The organism is Microcoleus sp. LEGE 07076 (assembly GCF_015207455.1).
In the GTDB taxonomy this organism is placed as follows: Bacteria; Cyanobacteriota; Cyanobacteriia; order Cyanobacteriales; family Microcoleaceae; genus Microcoleus.
The window spans coordinates 53,392-73,121 of the sequence record NZ_JADEWV010000003.1; the positions used below are offsets into that span (position 1 = coordinate 53,392).

The 19,730-nt window shown below is 45.4% G+C and carries 20 protein-coding genes and 1 pseudogene; 11 read left to right on the plus strand and 10 right to left on the minus strand.

Features of this window, described 5'->3' with window-relative positions:
• Positions 1-227: 227 nt before the first annotated feature.
• On the plus strand, positions 228-356 hold the full coding sequence (locus tag IQ270_RS31725; RefSeq protein WP_255532340.1) for a hypothetical protein: 129 nt from the start codon (positions 228-230) through the stop codon (positions 354-356).
• A gap of 16 nt (positions 357-372) precedes the next feature.
• Here the strand turns inward: IQ270_RS31725 and IQ270_RS01050 are convergent, their stop codons facing one another.
• From IQ270_RS01050 to IQ270_RS01065, 5 genes and pseudogenes are all read right to left on the minus strand, one after another.
• Positions 373-699: a hypothetical protein gene (locus IQ270_RS01050; RefSeq protein WP_339384164.1), complete on the minus strand. Its 327-nt coding sequence runs from the start codon at positions 697-699 to the stop codon at positions 373-375.
• Positions 682-735, minus strand: a pseudogene (locus IQ270_RS32170) (hypothetical protein); the annotation flags it as partial. The gene IQ270_RS01050 and the pseudogene IQ270_RS32170, both read right to left, overlap by 18 nt.
• 95 nt (positions 736-830) lie before the next feature.
• Complete coding sequence (locus IQ270_RS01055; RefSeq protein ID WP_339384165.1) at positions 831-1,058, minus strand: Ig-like domain-containing protein; 228 nt, start codon at positions 1,056-1,058, stop codon at positions 831-833.
• A gap of 445 nt (positions 1,059-1,503) precedes the next feature.
• On the minus strand, positions 1,504-2,196 hold the full coding sequence (locus IQ270_RS01060; protein WP_193971108.1) for a response regulator transcription factor: 693 nt from the start codon (positions 2,194-2,196) through the stop codon (positions 1,504-1,506).
• Complete coding sequence (locus IQ270_RS01065) at positions 2,186-3,295, minus strand: sensor histidine kinase KdpD (protein ID WP_193971110.1); 1,110 nt, start codon at positions 3,293-3,295, stop codon at positions 2,186-2,188. The genes IQ270_RS01060 and IQ270_RS01065 overlap by 11 nt, the downstream gene beginning before the upstream one ends.
• 251 nt (positions 3,296-3,546) lie before the next feature.
• On the opposite strand from IQ270_RS01065, the gene kdpA reads away from it, so the two are divergent.
• The 7 genes from kdpA (at position 3,547) to IQ270_RS01100 (ending at position 11,978) form a co-directional block, all read left to right on the plus strand.
• A complete protein-coding gene (gene kdpA, locus IQ270_RS01070; protein ID WP_193971112.1) occupies positions 3,547-5,307 on the plus strand; it encodes a potassium-transporting ATPase subunit KdpA in 1,761 nt (586 codons plus the stop codon).
• 75 nt (positions 5,308-5,382) lie between these two features.
• Positions 5,383-7,479, plus strand: a complete 2,097-nt coding sequence (kdpB, locus tag IQ270_RS01075) for a potassium-transporting ATPase subunit KdpB (protein ID WP_193971114.1) — start codon at positions 5,383-5,385, stop codon at positions 7,477-7,479.
• Between the two features lie 55 nt (positions 7,480-7,534).
• Entirely contained in the window at positions 7,535-7,804 is a 270-nt protein-coding gene (gene kdpF / locus IQ270_RS01080) for a K(+)-transporting ATPase subunit F (RefSeq protein WP_193971116.1), read from the plus strand.
• Positions 7,805-7,856: 52 nt separating this feature from the next.
• Positions 7,857-8,477 (plus strand): K(+)-transporting ATPase subunit C, encoded by a 621-nt coding sequence (gene kdpC / locus IQ270_RS01085; RefSeq protein ID WP_193971118.1) that lies wholly within the window; start codon positions 7,857-7,859, stop codon positions 8,475-8,477.
• A 184-nt stretch (positions 8,478-8,661) separates the two neighbouring features.
• Entirely contained in the window at positions 8,662-9,804 is a 1,143-nt protein-coding gene (locus IQ270_RS01090) for a sensor protein KdpD (RefSeq protein WP_193971120.1), read from the plus strand.
• A 197-nt stretch (positions 9,805-10,001) separates the two neighbouring features.
• Positions 10,002-11,240, plus strand: coding sequence for a sodium:proton antiporter (locus IQ270_RS01095; RefSeq protein WP_193971122.1), 1,239 nt, complete (start codon positions 10,002-10,004; stop codon positions 11,238-11,240).
• A 264-nt stretch (positions 11,241-11,504) separates the two neighbouring features.
• Positions 11,505-11,978: a hypothetical protein gene (locus tag IQ270_RS01100; RefSeq protein ID WP_193971124.1), complete on the plus strand. Its 474-nt coding sequence runs from the start codon at positions 11,505-11,507 to the stop codon at positions 11,976-11,978.
• 780 nt (positions 11,979-12,758) lie between these two features.
• Here IQ270_RS01100 and IQ270_RS01105 read toward each other — a convergent pair.
• The 5 genes from IQ270_RS01105 to IQ270_RS01125 form a co-directional block, all read right to left on the minus strand.
• Positions 12,759-13,355 (minus strand): ferric reductase-like transmembrane domain-containing protein, encoded by a 597-nt coding sequence (locus IQ270_RS01105; RefSeq protein ID WP_193971126.1) that lies wholly within the window; start codon positions 13,353-13,355, stop codon positions 12,759-12,761.
• A 107-nt stretch (positions 13,356-13,462) separates the two neighbouring features.
• A complete protein-coding gene (locus IQ270_RS01110; RefSeq protein ID WP_339384162.1) occupies positions 13,463-14,317 on the minus strand; it encodes an AraC family transcriptional regulator in 855 nt (284 codons plus the stop codon).
• A 160-nt stretch (positions 14,318-14,477) separates the two neighbouring features.
• On the minus strand, positions 14,478-15,113 hold the full coding sequence (locus tag IQ270_RS01115) for a class I SAM-dependent methyltransferase (protein ID WP_193971130.1): 636 nt from the start codon (positions 15,111-15,113) through the stop codon (positions 14,478-14,480).
• Positions 15,114-15,119: 6 nt separating this feature from the next.
• Positions 15,120-15,581 carry a cupin domain-containing protein gene (locus IQ270_RS01120; protein WP_193971132.1) on the minus strand — a complete coding sequence of 154 codons (462 nt, stop codon included), beginning with the start codon at positions 15,579-15,581 and terminating at the stop codon, positions 15,120-15,122.
• Between the two features lie 72 nt (positions 15,582-15,653).
• The gene (locus tag IQ270_RS01125) at positions 15,654-16,133 is read right to left on the minus strand and encodes a hypothetical protein (protein WP_193971134.1); all 480 of its coding nucleotides are present in this window, start codon (positions 16,131-16,133) and stop codon (positions 15,654-15,656) included.
• A 148-nt stretch (positions 16,134-16,281) separates the two neighbouring features.
• Between IQ270_RS01125 and IQ270_RS01130 the strand changes: the two genes are divergently transcribed.
• The 3 genes from IQ270_RS01130 to IQ270_RS01140 all read left to right on the plus strand — a co-directional run.
• On the plus strand, positions 16,282-17,736 hold the full coding sequence (locus tag IQ270_RS01130) for a folate/biopterin family MFS transporter (RefSeq protein ID WP_193971136.1): 1,455 nt from the start codon (positions 16,282-16,284) through the stop codon (positions 17,734-17,736).
• A 123-nt stretch (positions 17,737-17,859) separates the two neighbouring features.
• On the plus strand, positions 17,860-19,347 hold the full coding sequence (locus IQ270_RS01135; protein ID WP_193971138.1) for a carotenoid oxygenase family protein: 1,488 nt from the start codon (positions 17,860-17,862) through the stop codon (positions 19,345-19,347).
• A gap of 185 nt (positions 19,348-19,532) precedes the next feature.
• Positions 19,533-19,730, plus strand: a 198-nt coding sequence (locus IQ270_RS01140; RefSeq protein WP_228055981.1) for a hypothetical protein, incomplete at its 3' end; no start/stop codon positions are given.

The window sequence follows — 19,730 nt, forward strand, 5'->3', positions numbered from 1 at the left end:
AAAAAATACAGCAGATGCGAGATCGATTAAGGGCACACAAGAACACGCCAGTGCCGTGTCCCTACACCCGTCGCGATTGCTAGGAGATGGCAGTGCCGTGTCCCTACAAACCTTGAATGCGCTGTAGTTTTGTTATCATGATCGCTGCCACCCTAAAACCAGCAATCTAAATTAATTTTTTATGGGCTTGTTTGTGCAACTATATCATGTCCGGTCGATCGACCCCAATGAGATTAGTTCCCGGATTGCGGACTGAAGTCCGCAATCCGGGAGCCGACTTCAGTCGGCACCAAAAACCGTTTTTGGAAAATAGAGCCGACTTCAGTCGGCACTACAAACCGTTTTTGTTATGGTAATCTACAGGACATCATATTAGAAAATAGTAAAATCATCCAGTCCGATCGCACTTGCTTGTACTCCACTCAGAACAGCCAGAAGTTGACCTGTATTGGCAATCTTGATGAAAGTTGCACTGTTTTGTTGAACGAAGCTGAGCCGATCGACAGTCAATCCTCCTGTTAAAATCAGCACATCTTCCCCTTTAGTAAAATCAACAATTAGATCGCTGCCTTGTCCCGCACTCAACAAAAAGTAATCGCGGCCGCTTCCCCCTCGCAGCGTATCGTTTCCTAAATCTCCAATCAGCCAGTCATCGCCAATTCCACCAGCCACAGTATCGTCTCCGTCGCCGCCGCACACAGTATCAGCACCGCGATCGCCAAACAATAGATCGTCGCCCGTACCCCCGCCTGCGGCGGCTGATTTGTGACATTAATAACTATCACAGCAGACGCTGATGTGAAAGTTCCGTCGCTGACACTGTAGCTGAATTACTCCAACCCAACAAAACCGGGATTGGGAGTATAGCTGAAGGAACCGTCGCTGTTGAAATTGATCTTGCCAAAGTTGGGGGCGGATACCAGTTTGGCCGTCAATGTGTCGCCGTCGGGGTCGATGTCATTGGCTAGGACTCCGGGGGCTGGCAGATTGAATACCTTGTCGTGGGGAATGCTGTAACTGTCGGGTTGTGCCACTGGTTGCTGGTTGGTGACGTTAATGACGAAAGCTGGGTAGCCGAAGTATCGATACGACCATTGTCTCTGAGGTTTAAACTAATAGTAGCACGGCCGATCGCAGCGCCCGCCGACGTAAAAATCAGTTGTCCTAAAGAGTTACGATCGCCAGTGGTACGCTGAATAAACCAGTATTGTCAAGTTTAGGTCGATCGCGCTTAGTTGCAAACTTGCGGGGCGGCCGTGGGAGAGAATGCACGAAGTTCTGCATCGTCTTAGCCTTGAGGTTAAACTTGTGCAATGTCAAACTTCATTAATGTTGTCAGCATCGATCGACAATAGTAGTACCGTATAGTCAGGAGACCAATAAAATCAACAATCGAGAGTGATATTAATTTTCCTTGAAACTGCAATAGATTTAGCTTGTAGAGGTGCATTTAGCAATTCATTCATTTCAAAAACCGACTATTCCAGTACACAAATCGCCTTTTTAAGGTTCGATCGCTAACAGTTCTTGTGCAACTAATCCTTTCTGAATTGCCAGGACAGCAGCTTGAGTGCGATCGCGCACTTCTAACTTTTGCAAAATTGCGTGAACGTGAACCCGCACAGTCCCCGGCGCAATGTACAATATTTGTGCAATTTCCTGATTGCTTTTTCCCCCCGCAACTAAAGCCAAAATTTCCTGTTCTCGCTTTGTCAGCGGATTGTCTAAAACTTCCGATTTTGAGCCAACTTTCACAGGTTCGGGATTAACAAAAACCGCCCGAATTTCCGCAGTTGCGCCCTTATCCCACCAAGAAGCGCCCGACGCTACCGATCGAATTGCCAACACCAAAGTTTCCGCCGCAATTCCCTTGAGACAATATCCGTGAGCTCCCGCAGCCATCAACCTTTCAATTAACGATTTTTGCGAATGAGATGTTAAAATTAAAACGGGAATTTCTGGATGTCGCTGTTTTATTTGGCGACAAGCTTCTATGCCGCCAATTCCCGGCAAACCTACATCCAAAACCACCACATCCGGTAAGTGTTCCTGAGTCAATTCTACCGCAGTTTCGCCATCTTCGGCCTCGGCAATTATTTGCAAGCAACTTTCCTGCTGCAATCGAGTTTGCAGTCCCAACCGAAATAGTTCGTCGTCTTCAACTAGGAGAATTCGTAAGGGAAAATTAGGTTTCATTGGCGGAGATGGCTGGTAGTCGGAATCCAAACAAAGCACCGTGGGGCAATTTGTTTTCTGCCCAAATTATACCGCCGTGCGCGTCAATAATTTGGCGAGATAAGTATAATCCCAATCCCGATCCTTTAGCTTGTCGATCGCCGTTTCCTTGATAAAAACGCTCGAACAAGTGCGGCAGTTCGTCTGCTGTAATTCCCAACCCGCTATCAATAACTTTCACGATCTGATAACTTGAATGAGATGCCATCACAATTTCTACTTTGCCGCCTCGGGGAGAATGGTTGAGCGCGTTTGTTAGCAAATTAACAAAAACGCGCTGGAGTTGGACTGCATCGCCGTTTACCCACAAAGAGCGGCGGAAATCTGACTCTCCGTAACTTGTACTAATATAAACTCGGCGCGCCGCCGATAAATCTGCGAGTGTGGCAATTACCTCTGTTGCTAAAGCTACTAAATTTACAGGAGCAAGTTGCAGTTTCAAACCTTCAGTATCGTTGCGGTAAACATCCAACAGGGTTTCTACTAATTGTAGCGACATTTTGTGCGATCGCGTCATGGTTTCCAAAACTTTTTGCTGAGTAGAAGTCACATCGCCAAATTTGGCTTGTTTAAAAGCTTTAATAGTCTCGATCGCCCCCAGCATCGGCGTTTTCAAGTCGTGAGTCAAAGTAGAGACAAAATCTTCTCGGATGCTAGCCAATTGTTGCTGGGACTGCAATTGCGCTTTGGTAAGGGCGATCGCCTCTTGGTACTGCTGATTGCGATCGCTCAAATAGCCTGTCACCCCCAAAGCCATGACAGCGATCGCCCTATTTGCTACAGTTGCTAGGGCGATCTTTTCTCCATAAGGAACAAACAAATTCAACACAGTCAAAGCTACTGCTAGCAGCGTAATTTGCAACTTAGCCAACCGACTCAGGCGCGAGTTTGCCATTAAAATCGGCCCTGTATACAAATAGCCAAATAAATACTCTGACGGCGTGCTAAATTCTAGTGCTACCACAATGGTAAATAAAATAGCGATCGACCATCGCCCCCGCCAACATTTCTCTCTCAGAGCCAAGTCTTCCTTGATTTTAAAGATTTTTTTTAAGATCATTAATTAATCCATATTTTAGCGGTATATTTCATTTATTTTGACGCAAGATACCCGCGTTTAGAGCAAAAATATATCTCTAAGTATAGGTAGTTTAAAAAATCTAAACATTCGTCTACTACTAAAACATATAGCAGTTATACATAATGGGTAAACAGCAACTTATACCTGGGGGTTAATTATCAACCACCCTAACTTCAAGTATATTGATTATTAAAAGTAAACTACACTTTTAAGAAAGTATCGACTCCCTTATGATTGAAGGATTAATTCAAATCGCCTTAACGCTAATCATAGTAGTAGCGATCGCCCCGGTTTTTGGCAATTACATGGCACGAGTATACATGGGAGAAGCAACCATCCTCGATCGTGCCATTAAACCCCTAGAACAACTCATCTATCAAGTTGGCAATATTCGCTCGGCAGATTCAATGACAGGTTGGCAATATGCGCGATCGGTATTCTACAGCAATATCGCCATGGGCATATTTGTGTTCCTCATTTTCATGCTTCAAGGATTTCTCCCTTTAAATGCTACAGGCTTAGGTACACCAACCTGGGATACCGCCCTGCACACAACTATTTCATTCCTCACCAATACCGACCAACAGCATTACTCCGGCGAGACAACATTTACTTACTTATCCCAGTTAACTTTGGGCTTTTTAATGTTCACCTCAGCCGCCACCGGTTTAGCAGTAGGCATTGCCTTTATTCGAGGATTAACAGGTAGACCCCTAGGCAACTTTTACATCGATTTAATTCAATCAATCACCCGTATTTTGCTACCACTTTCGTTAATACTTGGCTTGCTTCTACTAATTAATGGCGTACCAGAAACCCTAGCAGGTCCAGCAGTTGCCACCACCTTAGAAGGCAGCACCCAAGTAATAGCCCGCGGCCCGGTTGCTCACTTTGAAAGCATCAAACAACTAGGAGAAAACGGCGGCGGATTCTTTGCCATTAACTCGGCTCACCCCTATGAAAATCCCAACCCTTTCACTAACCTGCTGGAAACCATAGCCATGGTTTCAATTCCGGCAGCACTCATTCATACTTACGGGATATTTGCCAATAACAAAAAACAAGGCTGGCTAATTTTTTGGATGGTTTTTAGCATCTACGTTTTCTTGATTAGCATTGCAGCAGTCGGTGAATTCCAAGGGAATCCTCTCATCAACAAATTACTAGGCTCAGTGCAGCCAAATTTAGAAGGAAAAGAAATTAGATTTGGCTGGGCCCAAACCGCCCTTTGGGCAGTGACTACAACAGGCACAATGTGCGGTGCGGTCAACGGAATGCACGATTCTTTAATGCCTCCCGGCAGTTTTGCTACTTTATTTAACTTGTTTTTGCAAATAGTTTGGGGCGGACAAGGAACTGGTACAGCTTACCTATTTATCTACTTAATTTTGAGCGTATTTCTCACCGGATTAATGGTGGGAAGAACCCCAGAATTCTTAGGCAGAAAGATAGAAAAACCAGAAATAGTTTTAGCCAGCGTTGTGCTGTTAATTCATCCCATCGCCGTTTTAATTCCCGGCGCAATTACCCTCGCATTTCCCAACAGCTTGAGCGGCATCAGCAATCCCGGATTTCACGGCATTTCTCAGGTGATGTACGAATATGCTTCGGCCGCCGCCAACAACGGTTCAGGTTTTGAAGGATTGGCAGACTCTCAACCAGCATCTACCGGAATCTGGTGGAATTTAAGCACCTGTTTTAGTATGCTATTAGGACGCTATGTTCCGATTGTTGCACTGCTGCTGTTAGCAGACAGCATGACCAACAAACAACCAGTACCAGAAACAACAGGAACTCTCAGAACCGACTCAGTGTTATTCACCAGCGTCACCGCTGGAGTAATCTTAATTCTAGGGGCCTTAACATTTTTCCCAGTGCTAGCTTTAGGACCAATTGCCGAAGGATATGAAATTAGCAGTGGCAAATTTGAACCTGCACCGACCACAGTACCCGCAACACCTTTAGCCACACCAACTCCTCCACCTCTGTAGCAAAAAACTGTCAACATCAATCCTCTCTTTCTCTGTGTTCTCTGTGTCCTCTGCGGTTCATTAAAAATCAAAAATATGGCTTCTTCCAATAGCACCAATTCTCCAAAAAATCCCCGTTCCAGAGGTTCTCGCGAATCCCGCCGACATACACCCAAAGCAAATACCAAAGGCCTTTACCAAAGAGCATTCAAACAAGCTTTCATCAAGCTAGATCCGCGAGTAATGTTGAAAAATCCGGTGATGTTTGTGGTTTGGGTAGGCACAATTGTGACTGCATTATTAACCATCGATCCGACTCTCTTCGGCCCGGTTCCAGGCAATAATCAAGTCGTTTTCAACGGTTTAGTCACGTTAATTTTGTTCTTCACTTTGGTGTTTGCAAATTTTGCCGAAGCCGTAGCAGAAGGGCGCGGCAAAGCCCAAGCAGACGCACTGCGATCGACCAAAGCCGACACCATCGCCCGCAAACTCTTACCAGACGGTTCATTGCAGGAAGTGAGCTCAACATCCCTCAGACGCGGCGATCAAATTAAAGTAATCGCAGGCGATATCATTCCCGCTGACGGCGAAGTGATCGCGGGTGTCGCCTCTGTAGACGAATCTGCGATCACGGGCGAATCCGCCCCGGTACTCAAGGAACCGGGTTCGGACATCGCCAGTTCCGTTACGGGCGGGACGCGCATCCTTTCCGACGAACTGACGCTGCGGGTGATGGCCGACCCCGGTAAGGGGTTTTTGGACAGGATGATCGCGCTGGTGGAGGGCGCTGAACGCACGAAAACACCGAATGAGATCGCGCTGACGGTGTTGCTGGCGGTGCTGACTCTGGTGTTTTTGATTGTGGTGTCTACGATTCCGCCGGTGGGAACTTACGTGAAAACCCCGGTGGGTGTGGTGACGCTGATTTCACTGCTGGTGGCGCTGATTCCAACCACGATCGGCGGTTTGCTGAGTGCGATCGGGATTGCGGGGATGGATCGCGTGGCTCAATTTAACGTCGTAGCGACCTCTGGACGCGCCGTGGAGGCTTGTGGCGACGTGAATACGCTGATTTTGGACAAAACGGGGACAATCACCCTGGGCAACCGTTTAGCTGAGGAGTTCATCCCGGTAAACGGTCACTCGCTGGAGGATGTGGCGGCTGTAGCGCTGGCTGCAAGCGTGTTTGACGAGACACCGGAGGGAAAGTCGATCGTCCGTTTGTCAGAAAAATTGGGCGCTACAGCAACTTTCGATCGCGCTAACGCCACCGGGCTGGAATTTTCGGCAAAAACGCGGATGTCTGGCACGGATTTGCCCGATGGTACGGAGGTTCGCAAGGGTGCGGTGGATGCGGTGAAGGGTTTTGTGCGATCGCGCGGTGGTAACATCGGCCCCGATCTCGATGAAGCTTACGAGCGAGTTTCCCGGCTTGGAGGCACACCTTTGGGAGTTTGTCAAGGCAGCGACATCTACGGCATTATTTATTTAAAAGATGTGATTAAACCGGGAATTCGCGATCGATTTGACCAACTCAGAAAAATGGGCATCCGCACAATTATGCTCACCGGAGACAACCGAATTACAGCATCAGTAATTGCCGACGAAGCCGGCGTTGACGACTTCATCGCCGAAGCAACTCCAGAGGACAAAATCGAAGTAATTCGCAAGCAACAAGCCCAAGGTAAATTAGTAGCAATGACCGGGGACGGAACCAACGACGCACCCGCCCTAGCCCAAGCAAACGTAGGCTTAGCAATGAATTCGGGAACCCAAGCCGCGAAAGAAGCTGCCAACATGGTGGACTTAGATTCCGACCCCACAAAATTGATTGATTTAGTGACAATCGGCAAACAATTACTGATTACACGCGGTGCGCTGACTACATTTTCCCTAGCCAACGATATCGCGAAATATTTTGCCATTATTCCGGCAATGTTTGCCCCCGTCGGCGCTTTGAACGTCATGGGTTTAGCTAGCGGTCAATCAGCAGTATTATCGGCATTAGTTTACAATGCTTTGATTATTCCCGCTTTGATTCCCCTAGCGTTAACCGGGGTAAAATTTCGCCCCTTAACGGCCAATCAACTTTTGCAGCGCAACATTTTAATCTACGGATGTGGCGGGGCGATCGCGCCATTTATTGCAATCAAAATTCTCGATATTTTGATTGCAGCCGTTGGCTTAGCATAGAACAAGTTCGGCAACAGATAAACAAAGATACTTATTCCCAAAACAAGGAGGATTCATGAAACGTAATAATTGGCTTAATCATGTTTTGCCCACGGATTTTCAAACAATTATTGAGTTAGCACAAACCCTGTGGCAGCGTCACCCAATCCCGGTGCAGCTATTTCTAGTAATGTGTTTCAATGCCATCATTGCTCCCGCTGTTTATGCAGCTTCTGGCGAAGATTTGACCCGCAAAGCTGTCTGGGGTTTAAGTCTGCTGGGCTTGGTGATTATCGCGCTTTCTATTTACCTGTTGGTGGTTATATTTCAGCCGGAAAGATTTTAATTGAAGCTCTACCACTCAAAATTAACTTTTTCACCACACCAAAATCAAAAATATGAGAGAAATAATCAGAGCAATTCGCGTGACTTTAGTTTTGTGGGGAATTACAGCCATTGTTTATCCCTTGATTTTGCTAGCAATCGGTCAAATTGCTTTCAATTCCCAGGCAAATGGTAGCTTAATTACCAAGCAAGGAGTTGTAGTTGGCTCCTCATTAATCGGTCAGAATTTCACCTCGGAAAAATATTTTTTGAGCCGTCCTAGCACCACGAATTACAGCACTTTTCCAGATTACGCTCCGACAAAAGCCGATAATTTAAGTCAAAAAACAGGTGTTTCTGGAGCTACTAATCTGGCTCCCAGTAACTCGGATTTGCTAAAACGGGGGAATGAGAAAGATGGTTTTCAGGGCGTACAAGTTGAGTTCGAGCGCATTGAGAGAGCTGGTATTCAACCAACTGCTGATTTAGTCTACACTTCCGGTTCTAGCCTCGACCCGCACATTAGCATAAAATCAGCTAGAGCGCAAGTTCAACGGATAGCAAAAGTGCGATCGCTCAATCCCAATCAAGTAGAAATGCTGATCTCCCAAAATACAGACGGCAGATTTCTCGGCATTTTCGGTGAGCCCGGAGTTAATGTCCTCAAACTAAATCTAGCTTTAGGTGGTTTATAATAGTCATTCGTTATTTGTTATTTGTTATTTGTTATTTGTTATTTGTTATTTGTTATTTGTTGTTTTCAACAATTGACAACTAGCAACTGCCAAATATCAAATAGCAACTACCAACTAGCAACTGCCAAATACCAAATAGCAACTACCAACTATCCACTATCAATTATCAACTGACTATTTAGCTATGATTCACTCTAGCGAACTCGAAAATAACCCCGACGCAGTTTACGCCCAACCAAATCGCACTTACGATCGCAGCCGCCGTCGGGGAAAGCATAAAATTTTTATTGGGATGGCTCCCGGTGTTGGCAAAACTTTCCGAATGCTAGAAGAAGGACACACAATCAAATCAGAAGGCATTGATGTAGTTGTTGGATTGTTAGAAACTCACGGCAGAAAAGAGACAGCAGCCAAAGCTGAGGGACTAGAAATAGTCCCACGAAAACAAATGCTGCGAGGCGAAATAACTCTGACTGAAATGGATACAGAAGCTGTGATCGCACGCCACCCTCAACTAGCATTAATCGACGAACTGGCTCATACAAATATTCCCGGTTCTCTCAGAGAAAAGCGGTATCAAGATGTCGAAGAAATACTGAATGCTGGCATTGATGTTTACTCAACTCTCAACATTCAGCACATAGAAAGTCTCAACGATTTAGTAGCGCGAATTACCGGAGTTGTCGTGCGAGAACGAGTACCCGATCGCATTCTGGAAGAAGCTGACGAAATACTCGTGGTTGACGTGACACCAGAAACCTTAGAAGAAAGGTTACTAGAAGGTAAAATCTATGCTCCCGAAAAAATTGAACAATCTTTAAAAAACTTTTTTCAGCGTCGCCATTTAATTGCATTACGAGAACTAGCATTACGAGAAGTCGCAGACAACGTTGAAGATGAGGCAGCAACTTTAAAAGGTCAATCTTGTAACATTCACGAACGAGTTTTAGTATGCGTTTCCACTTATCCAAATTCTTTGCAACTTCTCCGACGGGGTGGGAGAATTTCTAGCTACATGAATGCGCCATTTTATGCTTTATTTGTGGAAAACCCCGATCGCTTTTTAACAAAAGCCGAAAGCTTACACGTTGAAACGTGCCAGAAACTTTGTCAAGAATTTAACGGGCAATTTCTGCGGGTGCAGAGTCAGAATATAGCCAAAGCAATTTCTGATGTAGCTAAACAGTATCGCATTACTCAAATTGTGATTGGTGAAAGCCAGCAATCTCGCTGGAAGTTGTTGTTGCGGGGTTCTTTGACTCAGCAATTAGTGCGATCGCTCAAACACGTAGATTTGCACATCATCGCTACCGAAAAAAGTCAGTAGTCAGTTGGCAGTTGTTAGTTGGCAGCAGTCAGCAGTCATTAGTGAGCAGTCATTAGTCATTAGTCATTTGTTACAAATCACAGATAACAAATAGATATAACTTTGGGAAGATAGCAGAATCTAGCGGTTGGTAGATGCGCCAAAAGCTTTTATCTGTTAAAATCGCACTTGTCAAACCTAATTAAAGTGCGATCGCTATGGTAGATCATTACATTCTCAACTTGCTAGCGATTGGCATCCTCCTGCTGACAGTCACCTTGGGTTCGGGATGGATTTCGCGATTGCCACTGTCTTATGCCTTAATTTATCTAGTTGTCGGTATCGGATTGGGGCCTTACGGTATCAAGCTGATTGAATTGCGCCCCGACGCTCAATTCTTGGAAAGACTTACAGAATTTGTAGTGATTGTTTCTCTGTTCAGTTGCGGCTTAAAAATGAATCGCCCGCTGCAACTTTGGGCTTGGAATTCCACAGTACGACTGATCGGTTTTTTAATGCCAATTTCGATTTTTGCAGTTGCTGCGATCGCTCATTGGTTTGTGAAATTAGATTGGGGCCCAGCTATTTTATTGGGGGCAATTCTCGCTCCCACAGATCCAGTTTTAGCATCAGAAGTTCAGTTAGCTCATCTAGACGATCGCGATGAATTGCGTTTTGGTTTAACCTCCGAAGGCGGTTTGAATGATGCTTTAGCTTTTCCCTTTGTTTATTTCGGCATTTATGCGCTCAAAGATAACAACTGGCCCAACTGGTTTTCGCAGTGGGTAGCAGTTGACTTGATTTGGGCGATCGCCGCAGGTATCGTTATGGGAATTTTAGTAGCTAAAGCCGTCACCTGGATCGACAAAAGACTCCAACGCCACAAACCGGCAGATGAATTAATGGAAGATTTCATTGCCCTCAGCACAATTTTACTCACCTATTCCCTCACAGAAGTAGTCAACGGCTACGGATTTCTCGCAGTTTTTGTAGCAGGAATTGTGGTGCAGGGGAGTTACCGCAACCCAGAAAAACCGCTTTCCCAACTGCACTTTACCGAGCGCATTGAAAAGTTAATGGAAGTAGCAACTCTTTTACTATTAGGTTCGATGCTGCGCCTAGAACCTATGCTCGCTTTTGGAGGCTACTCGCTCTTAGTAGCGGGATTGTTAATTTTTTTAATTCGGCCTGTGGGAGCTTGGATCAGTACAATCGGCAGTCCTTTACATCCAGCCAGCCGCTTGCTGTGCGGTTGGTTCGGGATTCGCGGGGTCGGTTCTATCTATTATCTTACCTATGCTTTCGGTCACGGTTTGAAAGGAGAAACTGGCGAGAAAATTGCTTGGATTACCTTTTCAACCATCGTACTTTCTGTGATTATGCACGGCATTAGTTCCACCCCGTTAATGAACTGGTACGAGCGACGCATTAAACCCAAAGTACCGGATTTAATTTAATTAAATAATGTTTGTAGTGAGGACTTTTTTACTCAGCACTCAAGGACTAAAGTCCTCACTACAAACCCTTTTTATGCAGACTTTTAGGGTGCGTCAGGCGAAGTTCTCTAACGGCGATCGGGAATTTCGGGAGAGTAGCGCACCTTACTATATAATCTAAAATCGACTTGTAAGGTGCGTCAGGCGAAGTTCTCTAACGACACCGAAAGAAAAGAAGATTATAATTTTGCGATAACTCTAATATAAACGTTCGCCGAGTCAAATATGGATAGATTTGAATTTCAGCTAGCTATGCTGCAAAAAGGAGCCGAGGAACTAGAGACAAAAGTAGCTAACTTCACAACAATTATGATGCAATTAAAAACTACGGCAATCACCCTTTGGGTAGCGTTGATTGGTTGGGTTTTTACAAGCAAAATAGATGCGTTAGTTCCCCTAGGATACGTTATAATTTTTGGTTTCTGTTTTTTAGAAGCTACCTACTGGAAGGTGCAATTTTATTACATACAAAGAGTCAATGCAATTACCCAATTTTTGAATGATGAAAGCGCCTTAGATGAAAGTTTTAATACTCGCTCAATTCCGGCAGGTCTTGTTCACCCGCTCGGTTCATTAAAAACAATTAAAATGCCTTCTTTAGGTCGAGCTATCGGCGCTCCATCAATCTATATTTTTTATACCTTTTTGTTTGTTGTTAATTCGATCGTTTGGTTAATAACTCTTAAAACAGCCCTCTAACTGGGTAATATTCCAATGTGCGAGCGACCGGACAATATTTTCCATCCCAACTAACTAAAAGTGTAAATTGGAGGTTGAATTTGCTTGCTACTCCAAAAAACGGTTGCTTTCTGTATCGTTTGGGTTAAGAGTTCGGCTGTTCTCTCCTTAATACTCTGTGGGTTATTTTCAAATAACCAGAACTGTTCTATATCGACTTCTACTACGACAGCAACCTCTTATATTCAGGACTTAGGCAACTGGCATACTCAAATCAAGCTGTAGGGTGCGTCAGGTGAATTTATAGATAGAACGATTATTGAGGGTTTTAAAATCTGATGCACTTTACTAATTGTGACTATTTCCAATTTCAAAAGGACACGATAATGCAGTCCTTACCCGCAGCTAAACTGGTTTCACCCCAACTAATAAAGCGAGTTACCGCCACTTCCAATAATAGTCTGCATCGGTAAAACCACTTTTTATAAACCAGCGCAGTTGCGTTTCCATAATCTATTATCTTACCTATGCTTTCGGCCACGGTTTGAAAGGAGAAACTGGCGAGAAAATTGCCTGGATTACTTTTTCAATATCGTACTTTCTGTGATTTTGCACGGCATTAGTTCCACCCCGTTCATGAACTGGTACGAGCGGCAAATTAAACCCAAAGTACCGGATTTAATTTAATTAAAACTTACGCCTCGGGGCCGAGAAACCGGGTTTTTTTAGGAAAATACTTTGTTGTACCCCCCAGATTAGTTAAAAAACCCGGTTTCTTTGGTGGGAGTGTGTAACCCCTAACTAACTAACTAATTTTCTCTGTATTCTAGGAGAAACTAGGCGAATCATAATTGCTGCAACTAGCAACATTGTCAAAGGTAAATATACGAGCATTGATTTGAAAATCTTGGTACTGAATTCAAAGGTAAAAGCCAGCCAGAAATAGTGCATTCCAGCATTGTGCAAAATTTTCCAGGCTCGTTGACCTATCCATGCTGCCGATCGCTCAAAAGATGTTACAGTCATCGCAAACAGGAAGACATAGCCTAAGACTCCCAGAGGGTCAAACTGAGGCGACGCGCCAGAAGTGACCCACCACAAGCCAGTCCAGGCGATCGCGTGATACGTATGCGACACAGCCATCGACAAGCCGAAATAGCGGCGATTTTTTAACAGCCACTGTGTAAATATATTTGGCCACAGCCTGCGAAGTGACGAAGCAACAAAAGCACTTAGAAATAAGATACACGAAGTACGAGCAGTTGCTCGAATCGCCAACCGCATCGCTGTTTCATCAACGCCGTGAATCAGCCAGATAACAGCAAGCATAATGCCAACTATCACCGCAGACCAACCAACGATACTCCATCCTTCAAAAGCTAATTTAGTACCTTTCATCCTTGGTTACTCCTTCAAAGAAATTGTCGGTAGGTACTTAATTTAGCGATCGCACTTTGCCGCTGTCTTGCCCAATCTTCCTAAAAATGTCCTAATCTTCCCAACCTTCAAAGCGCATCTCTATATGCCTTTGGCGTAGTTTTGACCTGTTGGCGAAAGACTCTTGTGAAATGACTCTGACTTTGAAAGCCGACTTGGTGACAGATTTCTACAAGTGTCAACTCCCGCTGCCGGAGCAACTGCTTTGCTTTCTCTATTCGGCATTTCATCACATATTGATGAGGTGTAATTTTTGTAGATTGCTTGAATAAACTAGCAAAATAATGTGGACTTATCTGCACGACACTACTCAGTTTTTCCAAACTCAAATCCTGGTCTAAATGTTCGTCAATATAATTGAATACTTGCGTGATTTGATACTTGCACAATCCGCCAGTATAGTTTTTAATCTCCTTTTGAAAGGAACAGTAGCGCCTCAGCAAATGCACAGAAAGCGCTGTTGCCATTGACTCTGCATACAGGCGACTGTCTGCACCTCCGGCTGCTAGTTCTTCTTTCAATGCTAGCCCCATATGCTGAATTAAAGGGTCGCGTAGTTGCAATTGCGGCACTAACTCAATGCGATCGGCATCCACAGATTCAAAAGCAGCGCGGGCTAGCATTGCAGGTTCGAGAAATAGCTCAATTAATGGAACTTCGCGATCGACTAATGTTCTAGGAAAAGTTTGATTGGCAGGAATAATAGCAATATCGCCGCTGGCATAATCTACGTGCTGCCAACTTCCATTAAACATAAAACTCGCCCGAAAATCATTCTGAGCAATGATGATAAAGTGCTGACCTAAATCAGTTTCCGGCATTTCGTCAGCAGGTTCTAATTCGTAAATGAGATTCAAACCATCCCATCCCGCTTCAAAGCTAGAAAGGAGGTGCAAATGCGGTGCAGGTTCGTTATTAGACACGGCTAGTATCGACTTTGATTGACTGTTTCCAATTTTAAAAGGATACGACTGTTCCGTGTCCTTACCCATATCGGCTGCTAAGGAATGAAAATTAAATAACTTGCATTTTTTGTAGGTTGGCCCGTGGAACGAACCTACGGAAGTTATTTAATCCACGATCCTAAACTGGTTTCACCCCAACTAATAAAGCGAGTTCCCGCCATTTCCAATAACAGTCTACCTCACCCAAACCAATTTCTCTAAACCAACGCAATTGCGTTTCCACATCCAGCAATTTATTAGACGGATCGTCGGGCGAATCGCTAATACCCAGTGCCTCTCTAAACTTCTCGTGTAAAGTCTTTGTTGGGGACGCTACGTGTTCCAAATTGCAAAAAATGCCTCCGGGTTCCAAAAGCTCGAAAATCTCGGCGTAAAGCGAACGTTTGCGATCGTCCTCTACGTGATGGATGGCAAAGCTAGAAACGATCGCATCAAACTTGCCCAAATCCGGCAGAGGTTCGTCAAAATTGTGCTCAATTACCGTGACAGTATTGTCATCAGCAAACCGAATGCGGGCTTTTTCCAGCATTGTCGGCGAAAAGTCGATCGCCACCGATTCAACATTCGGGCGATCGCACTTCAGCAAACTCAACAACCGCCCATCACCCGTACCCACATCCAGAATGCGCCTGACATCTTTTGGCACTTCCTCCAACAAAACCGCTTCACCTTCCGTGCGGTGAGGAATACCATCAGCCTTAGCAAGATACCACAAAGCGTGTTCCGCAGAACTCCAAAGATTGACTTGACTCATAAACTTTCAATCCTCATAAATGTCGCCATTTTTGCGAGTAAAAATCCAACCATTATCGCTAGCTTTAGCAATTAAATCTTCATCGGGATAATCCACTGAATCATCAGGAGTGCGATCGCCAATTTCGAGATAAACAACATCAGCATTCGAGCGATTCACCAAATGATGCCCGTCAGCATCTCCAGCCGGAAAACCCGCCACCATACCCGGTTGCAGCACTTCCTCACCAGAATTTGTCACCAGAGTAACCTCCCCTTCCAGAACATAGACTAACTCATCTTGACGAGAGTGCCAATGTCTCAGAGCAGAACAACTTCCCGGCGCCAACCTCACCAAATTTACCCCAAAATTCTGCAATCCGGCCGCATCGCCCAAGCGTTTTTTAACTCTCCCAGCCACCGCAGATTTAAATTGTTCTGGATAATTGGAGCCTGTACTATCCGGTACATTTTCAGGATTTATAATCATTTAACACTCCTTTCAGTAGTTGTGAACTCTCTCTTTTTTCTGGCTTCGCGTCCTTCCCGTCTTCGCGGTTGATTATTCCAAAGGTTTCAAAGTAGTAGGATTTTCCCGAATCGGTTTAATAAAACGGCTGTTCGCCCGCACAAAACAATTTCCCTTTTCCGTGGAAATAGGCAGCCAAGGTTTGCCCTGAGAGTCAGCAATCATAATTTGATCAGCATTATTTCCCGTCACCGCTTGCAACCGTTTTCCGCGCCTAAAAGAAGTCACCACAGGCCACTGCGAAACATTGTGTTTATTTTTTGTAAATAACTCATCTGGTGCATCAAGAGCATCTACAGAGATCGATCGAAATCTCTGAGCCATGCGGCAATTCAACCCTTGAGAATCCGAGTCAACAACCACCCAATTTACCTGCCTGTTCCCCCGCGCTCTTGAGGTCGGAACCGGATAATCACCTTGCTGGTTAGCAACAGGTATTGCTGAGGCTAAATTAGCTCCAAATCCTAAAATCCCAACAACTGTCAGAGACACTATTCTTATTTCTGCTTTCATTGCTACAAAAAATCATTGAAATTAGGTTAATTACAATCTTATAACTGCTGCCAGCTTACCGTCATTTTCGCATCCCACCTCAGACAGTTAGCGCAACCCGTTAAGAATGTGTTATAAATGTTGAGATTCATTAAGAAATATTGCTCAAATGCTCCTTTCCCCCTCTGGCGCCAGCAAACTCAAAGAATCTTTAAAACAAAAAATATTCTTTGGGAACGAGCCAACCCCCGAACTTATAGCCATCTTACTGATTTACTTCGTCCAAGGCATCCTCGGACTAGCCCGCTTAGCCGTCAGCTTCTTCCTCAAAGACGAGCTCGGCATGAGTCCCGCCGAAGTCTCGGCAATGATGGGCGTTGTCGCCCTACCTTGGATTATCAAACCCGTGTTCGGCTTCATGTCCGACGGCTTGCCAATATTCGGCTACCGCAGACGGCCTTACATCGTCCTCTCCGGGCTGCTGGGAACGTCAGCATGGGTGAGCCTCGCAACAATTGTACACACACCGCTGGCCGCTACAGGGGCGATCGCCCTGAGTTCCCTCTCCCTCGCCGTCAGCGACGTAATCGCCGATTCCCTAATAGTCGAAAGGGCCAGAAAAGAATCCGTCGCCGACGCAGGTTCCCTGCAATCCCTATCCTGGGGCGCTTCAGCCCTAGGCGGACTGATTACCGCCTACCTCAGCGGTTTCCTGCTGCAACACTTCAGCACCCACACCATATTTTTAATCACCGCATCTTTCCCCCTAATTGTATCAGCAACAGCTTGGTTAATTACCGAAGAAAAAGTCAACAAAAAAACCGACTTTGACACAGTAAAAATCCAATTCAAACAACTGCGGCAAGCTGTTACCCAAAAAACTATTTGGCTGCCCACCGCCTTTCTCTTCCTGTGGCAAGCCACCCCAAGTTCAGACTCAGCCTTCTTCTTCTTCACCACCAACGAATTAGGGTTTCAACCAGAATTTCTCGGCCGAGTGCGCCTCGTCACCAGCATTGCCGCCCTCCTCGGCATTTGGCTGTTTCAGCGATTCCTCAAAGCAATTCCATTTCGAGTAATTTTTGGCTGGTCAACAGTCATTGCCACCGCCTTGGGCTTGACAACTTTACTATTAGTAACTCATGCCAACCGAGCATTAGGAATTGACGACCAGTGGTTCAGCATCGGAGACAGCTTGATCCTGACAGTAATCGGACAAATTGCTTATATGCCGGTGCTAGTTCTCTCGGCGCGATTGTGTCCCCCCGGTGTCGAAGCTACTTTATTTGCCGTGTTAATGTCAGTCACCAACTTAGCCGGACTTTTGTCCCACGAAGGCGGTGCAATTTTGACTCACTGGTTGGGAATTACCGATCGCAACTTCGACAACCTGTGGCTGCTAATAGTCATCACCAACCTCTCCACACTGCTACCCCTGCCATTCCTAAATTGGCTGCCCGCAGAAAATGCAGAAAGCGACGACCAAAACTATCAACAATCGCTCCCTGTATTAGAAACAGAACTAGGAAGTGCCAAACCGGGCGGACAACATTTCATGCCCGAATACTTTCCCGACTTAGTACCGACAGTCAGGTCAGAAAGACGCAGCCAAGATAACAAATGAAGGAAGAAGGAAGAAGGAAGAAAGAAGAAAGAATACTTTTCTAATTTTCCGACTCTCCCCCTTTCACCCTCTCTGCGCCCTCTGCGCCCTCGGCGGTTAAATCAACAAAAGCTTATTCTACCCATGCAAAACTTAGAAACTTCCCAAGCTAAAACAGCAGCCCAAAAACCATCATACGATCGCACAGACTGGCAGCGCGGCTACGAATCCCAACCCAACGAATCCGACTACTGGATTGACGACATAGAAGGCGAAATCCCCCCCGGCTTGCAAGGCACATTCTTTCGCAACGGGCCCGGATTGTTGGATATCAAAGGTCAGCGCATCCACCACCCGTTTGACGGCGACGGAATGGTTTGTGCGATCGTAATTTCCCAAGGCCGCGCCCATTTCCGCAACCGATTCGTACAAACCGAAGGCTATTTAGCAGAACAAAAATCAGGAAAAATCCTGCACAGAGGCGTATTCGGCACACAAAAGCCCGGGGGCTGGCTTAGCAACATCTTTGATGTCAAAATCAAAAACATCGCCAACACCAACATCATTTATTGGGGCGAAAAACTGCTAGCACTCTGGGAAGCAGCACAGCCCTACAGACTCGACCCCCGCACCCTAGAAACGATCGGTTTAGACACCCTAGACGGCATTTTGGAACCAGGTGAAGCCTTCGCCGCCCACCCCAGAATTGAAAAAGGCAAAAATGGTCAAGGAGACAGATTAGTCAACTTTTCCGTAAAGCCCGGTTTGTCGAGTACAATTACCATTTACGAACTCGACACCAGCGGCAAACTATTGCAAAAACACGCCCATGCAATACCGGGTTTTGCCTTTTTGCACGACATGGTAATTACCCCAAATTACTGCATATTCTTCCAAAATCCCGTCAGCTTCAATCCGCTGCTTTTCTTGTTAGGATTTCGGAGTGCATCCCAGTGCATTCAATTTTCGCCCAACAAGCCAACGCAAGTAATTTTGATTCCCCGCAACGGCACTGACGAGGTAAAAATATTAGAAACAGAACCTTGCTTTGTCTTCCACCACTGCAACGCCTGGGAACAAGAAGGAGAAGTTTTTGTTGACTCAGTTTGTTACGAATCCTTTCCAACTGTAGAGCATGACGGCGATTTTCTGGAGATTGATTTTAACACCATTCCAGCGGGTGAATTGTGGCGGTTTAAGCTGAATTTACAAGCGGAAACAGTGGAGCATCAAGTAATTGAAACTAGGTGCTGCGAGTTTCCGACTTTGCATCCAAATCATGTCGGACAACCTTACCGATATCTTTATATTGGTGCAGCAGATGCTCCGAGTGGAAATGCTCCTTTGCAAGCTATTCTCAAATTTGATTTCCTGACTGGTGAAAGGCAAATTTGGAGTGCAGCGCCGCGCGGTTTTGCGGGGGAACCAGTGTTTGTGGCGCGTCCCAATGCTGTTGCTGAGGATGACGGCTGGCTGCTGGTTTTGATGTACGATGCGGCTAATCATCGATCGACCTTAGTAATTTTAGATGCTGGCGATATCGCGAAAGGGCCTGTAACAAAGCTGCATTTAAAACACCACATTCCCTACGGTTTGCACGGCAGTTTTACACCAAATGTACTGCTTCCTTAAACCATAGGTTCGCAGTTTGTCGGAATCTCAAGGAAAAGTGCGATGTCTGAACAAGACATCGCTAATATTAGGGCGATCGCACCTGGTAAGCGAGATAGCAAAACTTGTATTCGAGGTATGAGAATTACGGTTTATGACCTGTTGGAATAAATAATATAATAAAATCACTCCTCACCCGCACAACCATGCCAATAGACGACGAAGATTTAGAAAGCGAAACTATTAGCAGCGATCGCAAACTCCAACTCTTCACAGACAGATACGAATTTACCCGCCGCTTTGCCTTTTATTTAAACGAAGACCCGCCCCGCGAACAAATTTTGTATTTTTTCGGGGATGGAGGCAACGGCAAGTCATTGCTCCTCAAACACTTGGAATTTCAC

Excerpts from the sequence above, each read along its gene's own strand:
- IQ270_RS31725 (WP_255532340.1), top strand. The coding sequence starts at position 228 with ATGAGATTAGTTCCCGGATTGCGGACTGAAGTCCGCAATCCGGGAGCC.
- IQ270_RS01060 (WP_193971108.1), bottom strand. The coding sequence starts at position 2,196 with ATGAAACCTAATTTTCCCTTACGAATTCTCCTAGTTGAAGACGACGAA.
- IQ270_RS01065 (WP_193971110.1), bottom strand. The coding sequence starts at position 3,295 with ATGATCTTAAAAAAAATCTTTAAAATCAAGGAAGACTTGGCTCTGAGA.
- kdpA (WP_193971112.1), top strand. The coding sequence starts at position 3,547 with ATGATTGAAGGATTAATTCAAATCGCCTTAACGCTAATCATAGTAGTA.
- kdpB (WP_193971114.1), top strand. The coding sequence starts at position 5,383 with ATGGCTTCTTCCAATAGCACCAATTCTCCAAAAAATCCCCGTTCCAGA.
- kdpF (WP_193971116.1), top strand. The coding sequence starts at position 7,535 with ATGAAACGTAATAATTGGCTTAATCATGTTTTGCCCACGGATTTTCAA.
- kdpC (WP_193971118.1), top strand. The coding sequence starts at position 7,857 with ATGAGAGAAATAATCAGAGCAATTCGCGTGACTTTAGTTTTGTGGGGA.
- IQ270_RS01090 (WP_193971120.1), top strand. The coding sequence starts at position 8,662 with ATGATTCACTCTAGCGAACTCGAAAATAACCCCGACGCAGTTTACGCC.
- IQ270_RS01095 (WP_193971122.1), top strand. The coding sequence starts at position 10,002 with ATGGTAGATCATTACATTCTCAACTTGCTAGCGATTGGCATCCTCCTG.
- IQ270_RS01100 (WP_193971124.1), top strand. The coding sequence starts at position 11,505 with ATGGATAGATTTGAATTTCAGCTAGCTATGCTGCAAAAAGGAGCCGAG.
- IQ270_RS01105 (WP_193971126.1), bottom strand. The coding sequence starts at position 13,355 with ATGAAAGGTACTAAATTAGCTTTTGAAGGATGGAGTATCGTTGGTTGG.
- IQ270_RS01115 (WP_193971130.1), bottom strand. The coding sequence starts at position 15,113 with ATGAGTCAAGTCAATCTTTGGAGTTCTGCGGAACACGCTTTGTGGTAT.
- IQ270_RS01120 (WP_193971132.1), bottom strand. The coding sequence starts at position 15,581 with ATGATTATAAATCCTGAAAATGTACCGGATAGTACAGGCTCCAATTAT.
- IQ270_RS01125 (WP_193971134.1), bottom strand. The coding sequence starts at position 16,133 with ATGAAAGCAGAAATAAGAATAGTGTCTCTGACAGTTGTTGGGATTTTA.
- IQ270_RS01130 (WP_193971136.1), top strand. The coding sequence starts at position 16,282 with ATGCTCCTTTCCCCCTCTGGCGCCAGCAAACTCAAAGAATCTTTAAAA.
- IQ270_RS01135 (WP_193971138.1), top strand. The coding sequence starts at position 17,860 with ATGCAAAACTTAGAAACTTCCCAAGCTAAAACAGCAGCCCAAAAACCA.